This window comes from Saccharopolyspora hordei (assembly GCF_013410345.1).
GTDB lineage: Bacteria > Actinomycetota > Actinomycetes > Mycobacteriales > Pseudonocardiaceae > Saccharopolyspora > Saccharopolyspora hordei.
On record NZ_JACCFJ010000001.1, the window covers coordinates 5,324,955 to 5,344,421 of the forward strand.

At 76.0% G+C, this 19,467-nt stretch carries 6 protein-coding genes; all 6 read right to left on the bottom strand.

From position 1 onward, the window contains the following. Positions 1–5: 5 nt before the first annotated feature. The 6 genes from HNR68_RS24355 to HNR68_RS24380 all read right to left on the bottom strand — a co-directional run bounded on the left by HNR68_RS24355 (position 6) and on the right by HNR68_RS24380 (position 19,458). Entirely contained in the window at positions 6–3,029 is a 3,024-nt protein-coding gene (locus tag HNR68_RS24355) for an AAA family ATPase (RefSeq protein WP_343050381.1), read from the bottom strand. Further along, on the bottom strand, positions 3,026–3,850 hold the full coding sequence (locus HNR68_RS24360) for a hypothetical protein (RefSeq protein WP_179724056.1): 825 nt from the start codon (positions 3,848–3,850) through the stop codon (positions 3,026–3,028). The genes HNR68_RS24355 and HNR68_RS24360 overlap by 4 nt, the downstream gene beginning before the upstream one ends. A gap of 11 nt (positions 3,851–3,861) precedes the next feature. Further along, on the bottom strand, positions 3,862–6,732 hold the full coding sequence (locus HNR68_RS24365; protein WP_179724057.1) for a hypothetical protein: 2,871 nt from the start codon (positions 6,730–6,732) through the stop codon (positions 3,862–3,864). A gap of 73 nt (positions 6,733–6,805) precedes the next feature. After that, the gene (locus tag HNR68_RS24370) at positions 6,806–18,745 is read right to left on the bottom strand and encodes a WXG100-like domain-containing protein (protein ID WP_179724058.1); all 11,940 of its coding nucleotides are present in this window, start codon (positions 18,743–18,745) and stop codon (positions 6,806–6,808) included. Between the two features lie 9 nt (positions 18,746–18,754). Then, positions 18,755–19,066: a hypothetical protein gene (locus tag HNR68_RS24375; protein WP_179724059.1), complete on the bottom strand. Its 312-nt coding sequence runs from the start codon at positions 19,064–19,066 to the stop codon at positions 18,755–18,757. Continuing rightward, positions 19,063–19,458 (bottom strand): YbaB/EbfC family nucleoid-associated protein, encoded by a 396-nt coding sequence (locus HNR68_RS24380; RefSeq protein WP_179724060.1) that lies wholly within the window; start codon positions 19,456–19,458, stop codon positions 19,063–19,065. Before HNR68_RS24380 ends, HNR68_RS24375 begins: the two co-directional genes overlap by 4 nt. Between the last annotated feature and the right edge of the window lie 9 nt (positions 19,459–19,467).

The window sequence follows — 19,467 nt, forward strand, 5'->3', positions numbered from 1 at the left end:
GGTGGTCACACGACCCCCGGTCGGCCCGGCGGGGGCGGGACGTCCTCCGGCAGCAGCAGGCACAGGTCGTCCATCGTGGGCTCGCTCAGCGAGCGGGTGCGGCGGGCGTGGTTGGCGATCGTCTCGTCCAGGACCTGGCGGGCGTAGCGGCCGTTGCCGAACGACTCCCCGCGGTGCATGGTCGCGAAGTGGGTCCGCAGGGCCGCCACCGTCGGCCCGGTGCACTCGTAGCCGTACTCCGTGGCGTGCTGGTTGACGATCGTGACCAGCTCGTCGGGCGTGTAGTCGGCGAAGCGCACCCGGTGCGAGAAGCGGGACGACAGGCCCGGGTTCGCCGCGAGGAAGCCCTCCATCTCCCGCTCGTAGCCCGCCGCGATGACCACCACCTCGTCACGGTGGTCCTCCATCAGCTTCACCAGCGTGTCGATCGCCTCGCGGCCGAAGTCGGGACCGTTCCCGCCGCTCGACGACAGGGTGTAGGCCTCGTCGATGAACAGCACCCCGCCGCGCGCTCGGTCGAACGCCTCGGTGGTGCGGCGCGCGGTGTGGCCGATGTACTCGCCGACCAGGTCCGCGCGCGCCACCTCGGTGACCTGCCCCTGCGCCAGCACGCCGAGCGCGGCGAGCAGCGAGCCGTACAGGCGAGCCACCGTCGTCTTGCCGGTGCCGGGCGGGCCCGCGAAGATCAGGTGCCTGCTCACCGAGGGCACCGGCAGCCCCGCCGCCTGCCTGCGGCGCGCCGAGGTGAGCAGGTCGACCATGGCCGAGACCTCGGCCTTGACCTCCTCCAGGCCGACCAGGCCGTGCAGGGTGCCGAGCAGCTGCTCGATGCGCTCCTCGTCCACCCGGCCCGCACCGGCGCCCACCGAGGAACCGGGCAGCGGGCCGAGGTCCTGCGGCAGCAGCCGGGTCAGCGCGACGTGCCCGGCGTCCGGGTCGTCGGCCAGCCGGTAGGCCTGGCGGCCGAGCATCTCCTCGAACACCTTCCGCGCCGTGCGGCCGTTGCCGAACGACGCGTCGCGCGGCAGGTTCGTGAAGTAGGTGTGCAGCGCCGCCTTGGTCTCGAACTCCAGCCGGTAGTCGTGGCTGCGGCACAGCCCCTCGACGATGGTGACCAGCTCGGCCGAGGAGTAGTCGGCGAACTCGATGGTGCGGGAGAACCGCGACGCCAGCCCGGGGTTGGCGGCGAGGAACGAGCGCATGTCGTTGGTGTAGCCGGCGACGATCACCACCACCTCGTCGCGGTGGTCCTCCATCAGCTTCACCAGCGTGTCGATCGCCTCCTGCCCGAAGTCCGGGCCGCCACCGCCGCCGTTGCCCGCGGACAGCGTGTAGGCCTCGTCGATGAACAGCACGCCGCCGAGGGCCTTGTTGAACATCTCGGTGGTCTTGATCGCGGTGCCGCCCACCACCGAGGCGACCAGGTCCGGCCGCGCCACCTCGACCAGCTGGCCGGTGCGCAGCACGCCGAGCGCGGCCAGGATCCGGCCGTAGAGCCGGGCCACCGTGGTCTTGCCGGTGCCGGGCGACCCGGTGAACACCAGGTGCCGGGACAGCGGCGGCGACGGCAGGCCCGCGGCCGCGCGCCGCTCGGACATCTGGTGCAGCCGCACCAGCGTCTCCACCTCGCGCTTGACGCCGTCCAGGCCGACGAGCCCGTTCAGCTCCGCGAGCAGGTCCTCCAGCTCCTCGTCGCCGCGGGCCGGGGCCGGGCGAGGTTGGTCCGCAGTGGACGGTTCGCCGCCGAGCTGCCGTGCCTCCCCGCCGGGCAGCCGGACGTCCGTGCCGAGGTTGCGCTCGGCGGTGCAGCCGGTCACCTCCACCGGCTGGTCGGAGGTGACGGTGATGCCGTCGCCGAGGTTGTCCCGCACCGCGCACCCGGTGATGGACCCGTCGGCGTGGTCGCGCCACACCACACCGGTCTGGCACTCCCGCACCTCGCCGCCGTCCACCACCAGCCGGGCCTGCTCGTGCGCGAGCAGCCCGGTCCCGGCGGTGCCCACCACCTGGCTGTCCCGCACCGTCACCACGGCCTGCCGCTCGGCCAGCACGCCGCCGCCGGAGCCGCCGGTGACCTCGCAGGCGACCAGCCGGACCGTGCCGTCGGCGCCGGCCACCACGGCGTCGTGCTCGGTCCCGGTGAGCACGCACTCGGACAGGTCGGCGCTCGAGCCCTCCAGCACCTGCACCGCGTGCCCGCGCGCGTCCTCGACGGTGACCCGGTCCAGCTCGACGCCGGACTCCTGGACCACCACGACGGCCTGCGCGGTGGTCCCGCGCAGGCGGCAGTCGCGCAGCACCGGCCGGGACCCGCTCGCCGACAGCACCCCCACCCCGTCCACATCGGACACCTCGGTGCCGGTGACGGTGAGCTCGCTGCGCTCCTCCGCCACGATCGCGGTGCCGGTGATCCCGCTGATCCGGCACCCGCGCAGCTCGCCGCGGCCCCCGTCGGCGGCGAGCACCGCGCCCGCCGCCCCGGTCAGCGCGCAGTCCACCAGCACCGGGTTCCCACCGGAGCGGGCGACCACCGCGGTGGTGCCCACCGACGTGACGGTGCAGCCGGTCAGCTGCGCCGCTCCCCCGTCGAACACCAGCACCCCGGCGCCGCGGGGGTTGCGCACGGTGGTGCTCTCGGCCCGCAGCTGCGCGTCGCGGCGGGCCACGACCGCCACCTCCGAGTCGGCCGCGACCACGCACTCGTCCAGGTGCAGCGCGCCCGCCTGCAGGTCGACCGCCACCTCGCCGCCGGAGTGCGCGAACTCGATGCCGGACACCTCGGCGTGCTCGGCGGTCACCCGCAGCACCGGCTGGCCCGCCGCCTCGATCCGGACGTCGCCCGGCGAGCCGACCCCGGAGAGCGTGACGTCCCGGTCCAGCACGATCGGCTCCGGGTACACGCCGGGGCGGATCGAGATCACGTCACCGTCCCGCGCCGAGCTGATCGCGTCGCCGACGGTGCGGTAGCAGTCGGGCTCGGTCGGCGACACGCCGAGCACCGAGCGGACTCCGGTCATCCTGGTCGTCACGATGGGCCCTCCTGTGGGATCAGCGCCGCGCGCACCCGGTGGCGGGCGAGCGGGCTCAGGCGGCCGGCCGGCGGGTGGGCCAGCGCGTGCTCGGCCAGCTCCGGGTCGGGCGCCAGCCGGTAGCGGTCGAGGTAGTACTGGGTGGCCTCCGACCACACCCACGTGCCGTCGGAGCGCAGGCTCGCCGGGACCGCCGTGGTGCCGGTGAACACGTCCGGCAGCAGCGCGTCGGCGGTGAGCACGACGTCGCCGGCGGCGAGGAAGTCCAGCAGGCGCCTGCGCTCGGCCGGGTCCACCACCAGCTCGTGGCCGGGGTCGAACCACGGGCCGGACGCGGTGGCGCCGTCGAACGCCCGCGCCACCCGGACCTGCGGCCCCGGCGTCGCCGACCACAGCAGCGTCGCGGCCAGCAGCGCGCGCTCGTGGTAGGCGGGCAGCACCTGGTCGGGGGTGAAGACCTCCACCCGCGGCGAGTCCACCAGGCCCGACAGCGCGCGGTGGGCGGTGGCGGTCACGGCGGGCAGGTCGGCGTCGGCCTGCACCAGGTGGACCCGGTCGGTGCCGCCCCGCGTGGTCGCCCAGCACGCCTGCACCCCGGGCTCGGCCTGGAGCGCGGCGAGCACCGCGCGGTCGGCCTCCTCGTGGCCGTCCCCGTCCGGTGCGAAGTGGTGCGGCCCCGCCTGCGGTGCCGTGCCGTCGAGCGTGGCGATCAGCCCGGCGAGGCGGTCGGTGTCGCCGGCGGCGAGCGCCTCGCGGGCGATCGCCAGCCAGCCGTCCGGCACCCGACCGGCCAGCGCGAGCAGCTCCTGGTGCTTGTCCACCGGTCCTCCTCTCACGCCACGGGCAGCGGGCCGAACCACCGGCCGCCGGTGGGCCGGCGGGCGGGCACGTCGGCGCGCGCGGCGGCCGCGGCCCGCAGCCGGGTCAGCGCGGCCTCGCGAGCGGCACCGTCCTCGGCGAGGAGGACCCGGTGCACCGGCTCGGACTCCACGGCCAGCACCCGCAGCCGGGTGTGCCCGGTGAGCACCACGTCGTCGCGGTGCTCGGACGGCTCGTCGAGCAGCCCGTCCAGGCGGCGGCCGGTGGTCGTCCAGATCAGCGCCTCGGCGGGGCCGACCGGCTCGGTGGTCCCGGCCGGGGCCGCGACCACCGGTGCGCGCAGCCGGAGGACCGTCTCCGGCCGGACCGCGGTGTCCGCCGGGATGCCGCGGACCACGACGGTGCGCACCGTCGGCAGCCGCCGCAGCCCGTCGGCCAGGCAGACGTGGAAGTCGGCGTCGTACTCGCCGGTGGGGTCGTCGGCGAACACCCGCACCACGGCGAGCTCGGCCAGCAGCGCCGCCCGGTCCTCGGCGGCGAACCGCATGCCCGGGCGCTCGGAGAGCAGGCGGGTGACCGCCCGGGTGGCCACGTCGTAGCGGGTGCCGAGCACGGTGCGCATGGCCTGCCGCTGCTCCGGCGTGCTGCGCGCGTCCTCGGGCACCTCGACCACCTCCGCCGCGACCGGCGCGGGGTCGGGCTCCGGCAGGAGCTCGGTGCGCGACCCGACCCGGTCATCCACTGTGGACCGAGCGGCGGGTTCGGCCGGGGTGCCGGCCGCGGTGCTGGAGGCCACGGTGGATGGGAGGCTGCCCGTCGCGGGACGAGCCGGTTCCGCTCCGCGTTCGCTGGTCGGCGTGGTCCGTGCGGTGGTGCCGGACTCCGCGCTCGGGCTCGCCTTCGGTGTGGTGCCGGGTTCCGCCGTGGTGCTGGTCCCCGCGCTGGTGCGGGGGTTCGCGGCGGTGTCGGTGCTCGCCTGCGCGGTGGTGGCCCCCGCGGTGGCTGCCTCACCGCGCACCGGGGGGACCGCGGTCGTCGGGCCGGTCGAGCGGAGAGCTCCCGCCAGCCCGCCGTTCGGCTCCGGTGGCGACGCTGGGGCGGCTGCCCCGACGGTCCGCTCCTCGGCCTGGTGCGCCGGGGTGCTCGGCACCGCGGGCAGGGGCGTGGTCACCTCGACCTCGCGCACCGGCACCGGGGCGGCGGCCACCGCCTGCGCGGCGAGCGCGGACGCCCCGCGCGGCGCGTCCCGCTGGGCGATCCACGGCGGCCGGCCGCCCGGCGGGGCCGAGCGCGGGTGCCCCCACAGCGGCGCGTCGACCGGCGGTGCCGGGAGCGGTGGCGCGGGAGGGGCCGGCTGCGCGTGCGGCGGTGCCGCCGCGGCTGCCGCCTGCACCGGGCTCGGCAGGGACACCGCTGCCGGGGCTTGCGGGGCCGGCGGGGTCTGCCGCACGGGAGCGGGCGCTGGAGCCGACGGCGCGGGGCGCAGCGACGGCGGGAGCGAGGTCTGCGGCGCCGGGGCCGAGGACACCGGCTGAGCCGGTGGGAGCGGTGCGCTCCCGGCTCCGGTGCCGGGCGTGCGCGGCCCCGGTGTCGCGAGGATCGGGGCGGCGGGCAGCACCCGACCGTCGGGCAGCACCACCACCGCGCCGCGGGGCGGGGGCACCGCTTCCCGCGCACCGCTCGGGGGTTCCGCGGGTGCGGGGAGCGGCACGACGCGGTCCGCCGCCTCGATGCCCGCCAGCGCCGACGGGTCGCACTGCGCGAGGATCCGCAGGCCCTCCCGCGCCTCGGCGGGCAGGTCGCGCACGAGCTGGTCGAACGCGGTGACCACCTCCGGCGGCACCGCGCTGTCGGCCGCGAACACGACCTCGGCCGCCGGCCCCGGGTCCGCGGCGGCGACCGCGTCGTCCACCCGCACCGCCTCGGGCCGCACGACGAGCCCGCGCGGCACCACGTCGACGCGCCAGCCCTCGACGAGCTGGTACGAGCCCGGCTCCACCATCGCCAGGGACGCCGGCGCGACCCAGCGGTCCAGCACCGGTGCCCCGTCGCGCCGGTACACCGTCTCCAGCGCGAACGGCCGCCAGCGGGCCTCGCCCGCCTCGTCGACCTGCACGAGCCCGCCGTCACCGGGCACGCCGTGCGCCACCCGCACCGGGGCGCCCAGCTCACCGGACACCGCGCGGACCAGCTCGCCACCGCCGAACCCGTAGCAGGCCAGGACCGCGCGGCCCCGGTTCTCGTCGGGCAGCCCCCGCAGCACCTCGGCCACGGTGGCCGCCGCGGGCGGTTCCTCCCCCGGCGCCCCGAGCACCACGTACATCCGGTCCGGGTCCGGCACCTGCCGCAGCAGCCGGTCGTCGCCCCGGTCCGGACCGCCGGGGCGGCGCACCCACAGCCCCGAGGGCACGTGGACGAGGTGGTCGGACGCGGCGGGCAAGCCGTCCTGCCACCACGGCGCGGGCAGCCGCGCGCCGACGCGGATGCGCCGGCCGTCCGGCCGGTAGGACACCCAGCCCGCGCCGGGCCCGGCGACGAACAGGCTCCCGTCGGCGAGCGCGGTCGGGTCCCCGTCGGGGGCGGTGACCTCGACGCCGAGGCGTTCCGCGAGCAGCTTCGCGGGCGGCAGCGCCCCGTCGCGGCCCATCGAGCCGAACCTCGGTGCCACCACGCAGAGATCGCCGTGCACCGCGTCGGCGAGGTCCGCGGTCACCCACGGGTCGAGCCGCCCCACCGCGTCGAGCGCGGAGCTGCCGACCACCACGTAGGTGCGGTCCCGCTTGGGCGGCAGGTTCGCCGCCAGCAGGACCGCTGCGCCGTCCGCGTCGAGCCGCCCCACGACCAGTGCGTGCCGGACGCGCTCCACGGTGATCGACTCGTCCACTCCGCCTCCTCCGCTCTGCGGGGGACACGGCTCCCGCGCCCGGCGGAGTTCACGGCGAGGCCGCCCGGACCACTCACTCGTCCACCGGTTCCGGGCGCCCGCGCGGTGGGAACCGCAGCTGCTCCAGGCTCGCGGGCGGTTCGCGGTCGCGCTCGTCGTCCTGGGCGTCCGCGCCGACGACGAGGGCGATCACGTCGCGCTGGGACAGTGAGGCCAGGTCGGCCGCGAGCTCCGCGGTCACCGCCGCACCGACCAGCCGCAGTCCGCCGAGGCTCGGCACGAGCCGGCCGGTGGTGCCCGGCACCGGGATCTCCTCGCCCGCGGCCGCGGCCCGCCGCACCTCGTGGGCCCGCTGCGCCCGCTCGTGCTCGGCGCGGGCGTAGGCGTCGGCGGGGTCCGCGGGTGCTCGCGGTGCCGGCGCCGTGTCGTCGACGTAGCGGCCCTCCGCGTCCACCGGGATCGCGTAGACCCGGTCCAGCCAGCCGAACCCGTCGGTGCCGGCCGGTCGGACCGTGCCCGCTTGGGCGTCCACGATGGACACCGTGCCGTGGTGGTTGACCACGTTCCACGCGTGTCCCCCGCCGCCGCGCCGGAACCCGATCACCAGCGCGTCGGCGCCGTGCCCGGCCCTGGTGACCCGGTCGATCACCTCGGCGAGCCCCGCCGGGCCGCGGCTGAACATCTCCGGCGCGTAGCCGAGCCCCTCCGCCGCGGCGGTGCCCGCGCCGCGGGGGACGCCGTCCGGCGCGGAGCCCGCGACGCGCGGCCGCCCGTGGTAGGTCTCGTGGAACGCCAGCGCCGCGTCGACGCAGTTGACGTCGCGCCCCTGCTCGGACCGGGTGCCGTTGACGAGGCCCGCGAAGCTCGCCGGGTCGGCGAACCGGGTCCCCGGCGGCACCGCGGCGAGCAGCGCGTCGGTGTCCCCCGGCGCGGGCGGCACCAGCCGCTCCGGCACCGGCCGCGCGTGCGCGGGCTCGTAGTGGGTGGCGGGGCCCTCGTCGGACTCGAACTCCTCGCGCGAGCGCTTCCGCGGCCCGCGAGGCGGGTCTTCCACAGTGGACGGATCAGCGGTCGGGCCGGCGGGCTCGGCCGTGTCCTGCGGTGCCGCGCCGATGGCGTCGGTGGGCTGGGTGAGCGCGAGGGACGCGGCCAGCGCCTGCGCCGCGGGGTAGCCGTCCTCGGCGGCGTGGTGCGCGAGCACGTCGACCACCTGGTCCCCGAGGTCCTGCGGCAACCCGGCGTGGTAGGTCTCGGCGAGCGTCGTCGCGACCGCCCGGGCCTGCGCGGAGTCGTCCTCGGAGAGCCCGGCCAGCTGGACCCGCGCCGTCGCCACCCGGTTGTTCCACGGCGGCAGCAGGTCGCTGGTGCTGCTCCCCGGGTCGGCGAGCCGACCGGCGAGCGCCGCGCGGTCGGCCGGGCCCATGGTGCGGAACCAGTCGTGGAACTCCCGCAGCGCGGCGCCGCCGAACTGGGCGTCCAGCGCGTTGAACCGCTGCCGGGCGTGCGGCGGCAGCGACTCGTGCCACTCCGTGAACTCGGCGCGGTGGGCCACCTCCACGCTGTGCTGGTACGCGGTGTCCAAGAAGGACTCCACCACCAGGTCCGCTTGCTGGAACGAGCCGGGTGCCGGCACGTCCCACGGCGGCCCGACCACGTGCGCGTCGGTGATCCGGATCCGCACCTCACCCGGGGCGATCGGCCCCTCGCCCTCGTGCCACGGCCGCGGCTCGTACAGGTCGGCCTCCGGGAAGCCCCCGTGGATGCCCGCGGCCCGCACCCACTCACGGACCGGCACGAACCCCCGGAAGAGTCCCGCACCGGGCGCGTCGACGGCGCCGGAGAAGTCGTAGGACATCGCCGGGTCGAACACCATCTCCACCGGCGGGAGCCCGTTGCCCAGGTCCACGCTCAGCACCGGCGCGACGTGGTAGCCCCAGGTGACCAGGCGCGGGTGGTCCGCGGTCGCGCCGTAGGCGTTGTGGGACAGCGTGGACAGCACGTCACCGCCGCGGCTCATGAACACCTTGCGGACGTCGAAGCCCAGTGCGCGCAGCTTCGCCGCCCACAGGTGGGCGCGGATGTAGCAGCCGTCCTCCGGGTGCGCGCTCGGCATGGTCACGGTGCCGTGCTGCGGGTGCTCGAACGTGTCGACGGCCATCAGGTCGTAGAGCAGACGCGCCTGCTCGTAGCTGACGGTGCCCGGCTGGGGCGGCGGGGCGTGCTCGTCGGGGACGAAGCGGCCCTCGGCGTCCAGCGGGATCGCGAAGACCTCGCCCAGACCGTGGAACGACTCGGGACTCGCCGGCACGACCGTGCCGAAGTGGGCGTCCACGAGAGACACCGTGCCGCCGTGGTTGACCACGTTCCACGCGCTCGCCTGGCCGTCCGTGCCGAAGCTGAACACCAGCGCGTCGGCACCGTGCCCGGCCCGCTCGACCCGGCGGACCACCTCGGCCAGCCCGTCCTCGCCGCGGCCGACCGCCACCGGCGCGGCCCCGACCGCCTGGGAGGCGCCCACCATGGTGCTCCGGGCGTCGCCGGCCGTGCCGTGCGCGACCTGCGGACGACCGTGGTAGGTCTCGTGGAAGGCCAGCGCGGCGTGCACCGGCGCGAGGCCCGGCGACCAGCCGTCGTTGATCAGGCCGACGAAGCTCGCCGGGTCGGCGAACCGGGTGCCCGGCGGCACCACCGCGGCCAGGTCGGGCCCACTGACCAGCGACGGCGCCCCGACCGCGTCGGTGTGCGGCACGGACCGCGCCGGTCCGGGCCGCTCCGTGCCGCGTTCGGCCTGCTCCACCGCTGTGTCGCTGGAGCCCTCCGTGGCCGGCCTGGCCTGCTCCTCCGTCGGCGCAGGCGGTTCCGCGGCCGTCGTGCCCGCCGCCTCGGTCTCCACTGTGGACGACCCGCCGGGCGGTGTCGTCGACTCCGTCCCCGGTTCCGGCAGGCCCGCCACCGCGTCCTGGACGTCGGCCGCGGTGAAGCCCTGGCCGGGCGCGACCGTGTAGGCCGACGGCCGCATGTCCGACGGGAGCGTGCCGACGAACGCCGTCACGTCCGACAGCGACACCCCCGGTGCGACGTGCAGGGTCCGGCCGCGCGGGGCGCCGGGCGCGGGCTGCCCGGCGGGCGGGACGGGCCGTCCCGCCGGGTGGATCGTCGCGCCGCGGGGATCGCCGCTCACCGCGTAGGACCGCTGGTCCGCGGGCAGCCGACCGGCGTGCCGCCACACGTCGTGCAGGGTGAGCAGGCCCTTGTCGAGCGCGGTGCTCTCCCAGACGCGGACGTGCACGTCGTCGTGCGAGGTGATCTTCACCGTGCTGTCCTGCGGGTGGCCGTGCTCGCGGAACGCGCTCTTGATCGCGCCGAGCGGCTTGTGCGTCCAGTTCGACCCGTGGACGTGCACCCGGGAGTAGATCTCGGCGCTGTCGGCGCGGAACAGGTAGGACCGGCCCTCGTGCTTGACCCCGGAGGTCTCCCCGGCCTTCGAGCTCTCGGACGTCGTGCGCTCGTCGCTGACCGTGGTGGACGCCGGTGGCGCGACGATCACCGAGGTCGGCGAGGGCCCGGCCGCCTGGTGGGTGTCCGCGCCGTACCCCGACGCGCCGGCCGAGAGGCCCGTGGTGACCGTCGTGGTGGTGCCGGCCGGGGTGGAGCTCTCGACCTCGCGGGTGAGGCTCATCGACGTGCCCTCGGGCAGCGCCGCGACGAACGTCAGGTCCTGCGGGCGGAGGTTCCCGGTGAGCTGCAGGTCGAACAGCGAGTCGTAGAGCGGGTGCTTGGTGCCGAGGACGCTGCCCGCCTGGTAGCCCCCGCCGGTGAACAGGGCGTTCGCCGCGTGGTGCAGCGAGGTGCCCTTGGCCGTGCTGTGCACGACGTGCTCGGAGCTGCTGCCGGGCCTGGTGAACTCCGAGGGGCGCTGCGCCGACGCGGCGACCTCCTCGCCGGTCATGGTCTGGCCGGGAGGCGGCATCCGGGTCGACAGCTGGGCGTACACGGCGTCGCGCACGGCCTTGGCGGTGTCCTGCCCGATGGCCTCGACGCGGACCGCGTCCTCCGGGCTGAACCCGGGCCGCTGGTCCGGTGGTGCGTCGACCAGCTCGAACTCGGGCGGCCGCGGGGGCTTGGCCAGCGGCGGCGAGGCCTTGCTGCTCGGCGACACCAGGTCGACCTCGCCGTCCAGGCGGACCGGTGCCGCGCCCACCCCCTTGTCCAGGTCCAGCAGGTGCTTCGGGACGCCGAGGGCCGTCGTGTCGAGCGCCGGCATGGGCGCCCGGCGGCGGGTGATGTCCAGCTCGTAGCGGACCGGCCGAGTGCCGGAGCCGACCTTGTCGGTGTCGACCCGGGTGGTCGTCTTCGTGCCGCCGCTGCCGTCCAGGACGCGCTCGGTCTTGGAGCTCTTCGCGCCGCCGAACAGCTGCGGGGTGAACCCGCCCCCGGCCGCGCCCGGTTCCGGCGGCGACTGCTGGACCTCGCCGTCCGGCCCCGGCCTCCCCGGCGGGACGGGCGGGGTCTCCGCGTAGCGCACCCCGGCGTTGAGGGAGGCGTTGACCGACCACGCGGTGGTGCTCTTGTGCTGCTCGGACGTGGACACGTAAGCGGACCGGGTCACCTTGTCCGGGTTCACCGCGTCGGTCTGCGTCGTGGCCCGGTCCCCGTCGAAGACCTCCCGGACGCGCACGTCGACGACGTCCTCGAACAGCGGACCGGACAGCGGCACCGAGATGAGCCCCTGCTGACCGGCGAGCACGTCGGGCAGCCACAGGCGCCCGGTCGGGCTGTTCAGCAGGGCGTCGACCTGGTCGGTGACCTGGCGCTGCTGCGCCGCGTCGGTGACGCCGAGCTCGGTGAGCCGCTGCCGGACCGGGGCCATCGGGTCGTCGCCGGCCAGCCGTGCGTCGCGCACCGCGGTGTCGCTGTAGGAGGCGTACTCCCCGGGTCCGGGCGCCAGCGTGTGCGCCGGGTCGTCGACCCCCGGCTTCGGCGTGGGCCGCAGCGCGGAGAGCTCCGGCGGCACGTCCAGGCCGAGCGCGGTGAACATGTCGATGGCCTGCTGGACCGGCACCTCCACCACCGCGCCGCCCGGCTCGTCGACGGTCACCTCGACCGGGTCGAACCGTCCGGTGTGGACGGCGTTGCGCAGCGCCATGTCGGCCCAGTACCGGTAGCGGACGTCCACGCTGACCAGCGCGGTCGGCCCCGTGTACTCGAAGTCCTGGGTGCCGCCGGTGGTCAGCTCGGCCGCGTGGCTGCGGCCGTGCTTGGCCCCGCCGCCGAGGACCCCGCTGACCATCGCGCCGGTGCGCCCGTCCTGCCTCGGTATCGCGTTGGCGTTGACCTCGGCGTCGACCGCGGCGCCCCACGAGCTGGTGGTGCTGGTGGTCTGGTCGCCCGCCTGGTTGCGCTTGAGGGTGCTCTCCGCGCGGACGTCGACCAGCCGCGGCGAGTGGTAGGTGGCCTCGCCGTGGAGCGTGCCGGTGAAGTCGGTGAGCCTGCCCTCGCGCATCATCCCGCCGGTGCTGTTCGACAGGCCGCTGAGGCCCTGGCTGGCCGTGCCGAGGCTGCCGACCCGGCCCTGGAACTCGCGCACCGCCTCGGCCGAGGTGGTGCCCGGCCGGGTCAGCTCGGAGCTCTTGTAGACGTACTCGGTGGTGTGCTCGACACCGTCCGCGTCGACGCGCCGCTCGGTGAAGGTCTTCTGCGCCCACGTCGACCAGAACCCGCTGCCCTTCGGCGGGGTGCGGACCGCACCGCCCCCGACGGGCTCGATGCGCTTGGCCAGCGCGAGGTCGAGGGCCTCGGTGCTGTTCGGGCTGGTCGTGACGTGCTCGACGGTGGCGAACTCGCCGAAGTGCTCCGGTCCGAGCACCGTGGTCGACGGCAGCGGCGGTGGGGCGCCGAGGTAGGTGCCGGGCCGCGTCCCGCTCGGCGGCAGCGGCCTGCTCGCCCAGTCCAGCTTGTCGGCGGGGGTGGCCACCCGGATCGCGTCGTCCACCCGGCCGCGGTGGACGTGCTGGTCGGTCGGTCCGTCGCCGGCCAGCACCCGGTCGAGGTCGGTCCGGGACGGCCCGGTGTAGCGGGCGTCGGCGCTCTGCGACAGCTTGCCGCCGAGGAAGAACCGCTGCGCCCAGTTCGGGTCCTTGGTCGAGCCGTGCACGACGACGAGGTCCAGCGCGCCTCGGTAGTCGCGCATGTCCCCGCTGTACTTGGCGGACCGGCCGTCCTTGCCGCTGTAGCCGGACTTGGTGGAGAGACCCTTGTCGTAGGTCGCGGACAGGGCCACGCGCGGACCGGCGGTGGACTGGGTCGGGCCGCCCTGGTAGGGGTTCGGCAGGCCGTCTTCCGGCGTGGCCTTCGGCGGGTTCGGGTCGGGGCTGTCGGTGCCCTTCGGCAGGAACGCGCCACCCGCGCCGATGCGCGCGGTGCGCGACGAGCCGTACGAGCGCTGGAACTTCTCGGTGTGCTTGACCTCCGTGGTGGTGTCCTGCTGCCCGGACGGCTCGGTCCTGTCCGGGGGCGCCGGGATCGCGTGGACGTCGACGAAGTGGGTCCGGCCTCCCTCGGTCCACACCGCCCGCGCGCCGCCGTGCATCGCGTTGTGGAGGGTGTGCTTGGCGATGTCCGGGGTGCGGAACTGCGCCTCGATCGCGGCCCGCCCGTTCGCGCTCAGGCCACTGTCGGTGTCGCGGACCCGGCTGGTGATGAACTCGGTGACCTTGTCGCGGTCGACGAACTTGATGTCGTCCCGGCCGAACAGGTAGGTCTGGCCGGTCGCCTCGCGCGCGCTCTCCCCCTGCAGGTGCGGGGGCAGCGGCAGGCCCAGCTCGCGGGCCCGCCACACCGGCACCTGCACCAGGGTGCGGACGGTGCTCTGCGGCGCGTCCTCGCCGGGCTCGGTCGTGCCGGTGCCGACCCGCATGTCACGGGAGACCTCGTAGACCAGGTGGTGCTCGCCGCTGGACTGCGTGACGGAGTCGTCCGTGCTCAGCGCGCCGCCGTCGGTGAGGCCGCTGCTGAAGTCCAGGAAGCCCCCGACGTAGTGGGCCTTCCCACCGCCGTAGAGCCCGAGGCCGACGTTGGCGTCGCTGCCCCGGGTGGTGGTCGCGCCGCGGGTGTGGCTCACCGCGCTCGAGCTGTCCACCCGGGTGGTGCCGACGTAGCTGACCTGCGCGTCGGTGAGCGGCAGGAAGGTGACCGGCCCGCCGTCGACGGTGGTGGTGTGCGGGGTCGTGGTCGGGGCGAGCAGGTGGTCGGCGAGGCCGGCCGCGGCCTCGCGGGACGTGCCGAGGACGTCCTCGAACGCCTGCGGCACGGTCGCCGGGAGCGCTTTGACGTCGCGGAAGTCGCCGTCCGGCAGCGTTCCCGCCACCGCCTCGCCCCGGGTGATCTCGGGGAGCCGCAGCCCGGCGTCGAGCGAGGCGGTCGCCCGCGGCCCGCCCGGGACCGACAGCTCCAGGCTCATCGTGGCGGGCACGTGGCTGCGCGAGGTCGAGGTCGAGCCGCTGAAGGTCACCGAGGAGTCGTACCGGTGCGCGGTCTTCACCGTGCCGCCGACGTAGACCATCGGGCGGACCACCGTGCCCACGAGGTCCAGCGGCGAGACGAAGGACAGCGGGATGCGGATCGGGACGCTGGTGGAGGTCGCCTCGGCCAGCGGGACGGTCTGCTCGGTCGCCGCGTCGCTGCTGGTGCTGCTCGGCTGCTGGTGCGGCGGGGCGGTCCGGGTGTCGGCGGGGCGGTGCAGCTCCGGCCGCACGGTGACGTCCACGTCGCCGACCCGGATCCGGCCGTCGCGGATCGCCGCCAGCAGCTCGTCGTCGCCCAGCGCGCTGACCTGCTCCTCGACGCGGGCGCGGTCCATCCCGGTCAGGCCGGTGAGCGCGTCGACCAGCCCGGTGCGCGGCCCGAGCACCTCGAACTCGAGCTGCGAGTCGTGGGTCGGGAAGGACAGCTGGGTGAGCCCGCGCTCGTGCTCGCCCTGCGCGGCGGCCTGCTCGGCCTCCTCCTTGGCGTCGTGGGCCTGTTCGGCCGCGGTGTCGGCGGAGCGCTGGGCGGCGGCGGCCTCGGCTGCGGCGGTGCGCGCCTGGTTCCGGAGGTCGTCGAGCCGGGCGCGGAGCCGTTCGGCCTCGGCGACGGCGTCGCGGTGCCGGCGTTCGGCGTTCTCCGCCTCGGCGCGCAGCTCCTCCGCCTGCGCCCGCGCGTCGGCGTGGGTGCCGGCCCGGGTGGCGGCGCGGTCGGCGTCCGACCGAGCGGCGTCGGCCCGGGTCGCGGCGTCGCGGAGCGCGCCCAGCGTCGCGTCGGACCTGCTCGCCGCGTCGTTGGCGGTGCGCAGCGCGTCCGCGACCGTGCTGCGGCCCTCGGTGGTCGTGGTGAGCGCGCGGATGGCCTGCTGCAGCGCGGAGGTGGCCTTGTCGTGGGCCGCGCGCGCGGCCGTGGCGGACGCCTCGACGGCGCGGGCCTGGTCCAGGTCCCGCTGCGCGGTCTCGGCGTCGGCGACAGCCTGGGCGTGGGCCAGGTCGACCTCGCTGATCCGGCGGTCGAGGGACGCGGTGGTGTCGCGCGCGCTGGACACCGCGTCCTCCGCCCGCCGGACCGCGTCCGGACCCGCCCCGCCCCGCTGCGCGCGGGCGAGCGCGTCGCGCGCGGCCGCCAGCCGCTCGGCGGCCTCGGCGCGCTCCGCCCGGAGCTCGTAGCGCAGGGCCACGAGCCCGTCCCGGGCCTGCACGGCGTCGTCGAGGCGCTGCTGCGCCTGCGCGGTCTGCTGCGCCGGGTCGAGCCCGATGGCGAGCACCGCGCCCTGCGCCGTCCGCGTCGACCGCTCGATCGCCCCGAGGTCGTGCCGCACCTTGATCTCGGCCGCCTTGACCGCACCGAGCGCCGACGCGACCGCGTCCCGCGCCGACGCCGCGTCCTCCGCGGCGCGCTCCGCCTCGGCGACGACCTGCGAAAACGGGTCCGACGGCTGGTGGTTCTGGTCGGTGCCGTCCTCGTGCGAGCCGCTCTGGTCCGCGGTCCGCCCGTCGGCGTCCTGGCGCGCGGTGCCCTGGTCGGACGGGTGCGGGGCCGGGTCGCTGCTCCGCAGCGTCGTCATCTCGTGGTCCTCCGGCGACCGCGACGACACCGCGCGCTCGGTGAGGCCGAGGCTCGCCGCGGCCCCTGCCGCCGTCGGGGTGGTGGTCCGGTCACGCGCCATGCCGGGCGCCGCGGTCGACGGTGACGTCTTCAGCGGTGTGGTCGAGCCGTCCGGCGCGGTCGAGGTCCGGGGCGGCGGAGTGGTGGCCGGCGCGGTCGTGGAGGACGACGGCGCGTGGGAGGAGGACTGCGCAGCGGGCCGGGACCGCGTGGTGGCGGAGGTCGGCGGCAGCTGCACCGGACCACCCGGTCGCTGCGCCGGGTTCGCGCTCTGCGGCGCCGTGTTCGCGCTCTGCTGCACGGGACTCGCCGCCTGCTGTGCGGGACTCGCCGACTGCTGGACGGGACTCGCCGACTGCTGGACGGGACTCGCCGACTGCTGGACGGGACTCGCCGACTGCTGGACGGGACTCGCCGACTGCTGGACGGGACTCGCCGACTGCTGGACGGGACTCGCCGACTGCTGGACGGGACTCGCCGACTGCTGGACGGGACTCGCCGACTGCTGGACGGGACTCGCCGACTGCTGGACGGGACTCGCCGACTGCTGGACGGGATTCGACGTCCGCTGGTCCGAGACCGACGCCTGGTGACCGTGCTCCACCGTCTGCGGCACGGAGCTCGACTCGGACGCAGAGCTCGACGTCTGCGACGCCGAACCCGACGTCGGCGGCGCAGTCGGCTGCGCAGCGGCGCTCGGCTGCTGGGGCGAGTCCTGCTGCCCGACGACAGGCGAATCCTGCGGCGCGGTCGTCGACTGGTAACCCGTCTCGGGCTGGTGCGTGGTGGTCGCCGGTGGTGGCGACACCTGGTCCGGCTGCGGCACGTCCGGCTGGTGCGGCGCTCGCTGGTCGTCCGACCGCGACGGTGGCGCGGTGGTGCTGTCCTGGCCCTGCGGCTGCCGGTTCGACTGCTGCGTCGCCGCGTCGTCGGTGCTGTTCTGGTACGCGTCCTGCTGGAGGTGCGGTGAGCCTGCGGGGTCGCCGTCGTGCGGCCGTCCGCTCAGACCCGGTCCGTCCTCGCGCGACACCGACTGCGGGCCCGGGTCGCTGGTGCCCGCCGTCCCGCCGTGCCCCGTCTGGTCCGGGGACTGCGGTGCGGCCTGGTTCGGCTCGACCGGCTGGTGGCCGGTCGGCGGTGCCGAGGTCTGCTCGGGGCTCTGCCCGGTGCCGTGGGCGGGCGCCGTCGGGTCCGGCGGCTGGCCCTGCACCGCAGGAGGGTTCTGGCCGTCGGTGCGCGACTCGACCACCGGTACGTCGTGCTGCCCGCCCGGTGGGGTCGACGGGGCCTGCTGCCCGGAGGTCTCACCTGGCTGGTCGACTGCCGGGACGTCGTGCCCACCGGCCATCGGCGGACCCTGCTGGGCCACCGGCTCCGGGTTCGCGGTGCCCGTCCCCGCAGTCCCGGAGTCTCCCGCCACCGGGCCGGAGGAGGGCGGCGTGGTGCCGCTCGGCGCAGCGGGCTGCTGCCCGCCCGTCCCCTGCGTCACAGGTCCGTGCTGGGGGCTGACGTCGTCGCGCGACGGCACCGGGGTGTGGGGCTGGGGGCCGGCACCGTCGGGGGGCCGCTGGTCGACGTTCGGCTGGTCCTGCTCGCCACTCGCCTGGCTCTGCGCGGACGACTGCTGCCGGCCACCGGGTCCCTGCGCCGACGTCCCGGACTGACCGGACGAGTCACCGCTCGACGCGGTCGAGGCCGTGCTGCCGGGCGACGCGCTCGGTGCCTCACCGCCCAGCGGCTGCGCGGCCGGCGGCTGGTGCCCGCCCTGCCCCGCGGTGGGGCCCTGCGGTCCGGGCACCGGGGTGCCCGGCCGGGTCGCGGGCACGTCCTGCGGAGTGGTGGTCGACGACTGCTGGCCGATGCCGTCCGTCGTGTCCTGAGTGGACACGCCCGAGTCGCTGAGGCCGCGGTCCGCCGTCGAAGGCTGCGGCCCCGAACTGCCGGTGCCGCCGCCGTGGCCGCCTCCCGAGAGGCCCGCGAGCCGGTGGCCGAGGGCGGCACCGCCCGCGCTGCCGATGCCGGAGGACGCGCCCGCGGTCGCCGCGTACGGGTTCAGCTCGAACTCGCCCTCGGTGGCGTACTTGTACACCGCCTCGGTGAGCATCTCGTGGAACGCCTCGGTGCCGACGTGCTCGAGCACCTCCGTGCCGCGCTTCGCCCAGTCCTTGCCGAACTTCGTCGACAGCACCGAGTTGAGCACGGTGTTGAGCCCCTTGCCGGCCAGCTTGCCGAGACCGCCGAGCGGCAGCGCCAGCGCGGCGCCCATCGCGCCGACGCCCGCGGCGTTCTTGGTGTGGTCGGTGTTCCACTCCTCCCGGGTGCCCATGGCGAACTGCGCGGTCTGCGCGACGACGTCGATGAGCAGCTGGAACGCGATGCTGAACACCGCCGTGGAGAGCACCTTCACCAGCACCCGGCCGAGCAGGTTCTGGATGAGGAACCGCACGACGGCCATCCGGGCGGCCAGCCACGACATCGTCGCGCCCCCGGTGAACGGCGCCATGGCGGTGGCCCACGCGATCTCGGCCAGCAGCGCGACCAGCGAAGCGATGGTGACGATCTTCATGTACTCGACGTCGAGGGCGAGGTCGAGCAGCGTCTGGGCCAGGTCGTTGAACAGCTGGGCGGCGGCGGAGACCAGGTCGTCGCCCTCGACGAACGGCGCCACCCGCTCGGCGAAGGCCTGGGCCGCCTCGCCGGCGAAGTCCGACCTGATGGCCTGCACGGCGCTGCGCAGCCCCGGGCCGAGCTGCGCGAGGGTCTGCGCCGCCGCTGTCCACTCGCCCGCGAGCGCGCGCAGCTCGTCCTCGTTGGCGTCCGGCCACTCCTCGCCGGTGAGCACCTGGAAGAGCTTCGCCACTTCCGGGCTGACCACCATCGCCATGCCGGCCGCCTAGTCCTTCGGGACGGCGCCGTCGGCTTCCTCGGCGGTGTCGCTGAAGTTCCGCGCCGCCCGGAGGGTGCTGTCCGAGCAACCGCCGACGGCCTCCTCGAGCAGGGACAGGAACTCCATGGCCTTCTCCGCGCCCGGCCGGTAGTTCGTGTCGAACTGCTCGCCCATCTCGCCGGTGCCGCCCGCGTGCCGGTAGGCGGCGGTGACCGAACGCATGTGCTCGGCGAGCTGCCGGGCCATCGTCGACCACTGGTCGAGGTTGGTGCCGCCCCGGGCCAGCGCGGCCACGTCCACCTGGAGCCGGTCGGTCACCGCGACCACCGCCCGACCTCACCGATCGCGGAGTCGATCACGGCCGCCACGTCGGGCCCGTTCTCGCGGAGCTCCTGCAGGTCGACGCCCGCCGGGGTGAGCCCGCCCATCACCTCGTCGACCGCCGCGGCCGCCTGCCGCTGGGCGTCGGCGACCACCTCCACGATCTTCGCGCCGAGCTCCTTCGGCGCCATGTCCCGCCAGCGCCGGCCCTGGAAGGCCAGGTCGGTGAGCCGACCGCGACCGTCCACAGTGGCCTTGACCGTGCGGTCGGCGGAGGTGGCGCTCGCGGTGACCTCGTCGAGCTCGCGGAAGGCGGTGGCGAGCTGGTCCTGCTTGGCCCGCAGCTCCTGGAGCGCCTCGGTCATGTCGTTGTGCATCGAGGAGAACATCCCGGCCTC

Coding starts and splice junctions, on each gene's coding strand:
- HNR68_RS24370 (WP_179724058.1), bottom strand. CDS start 18,745: ATGGCGATGGTGGTCAGCCCGGAAGTGGCGAAGCTCTTCCAGGTGCTC.
- HNR68_RS24380 (WP_179724060.1), bottom strand. CDS start 19,458: ATGTTCTCCTCGATGCACAACGACATGACCGAGGCGCTCCAGGAGCTG.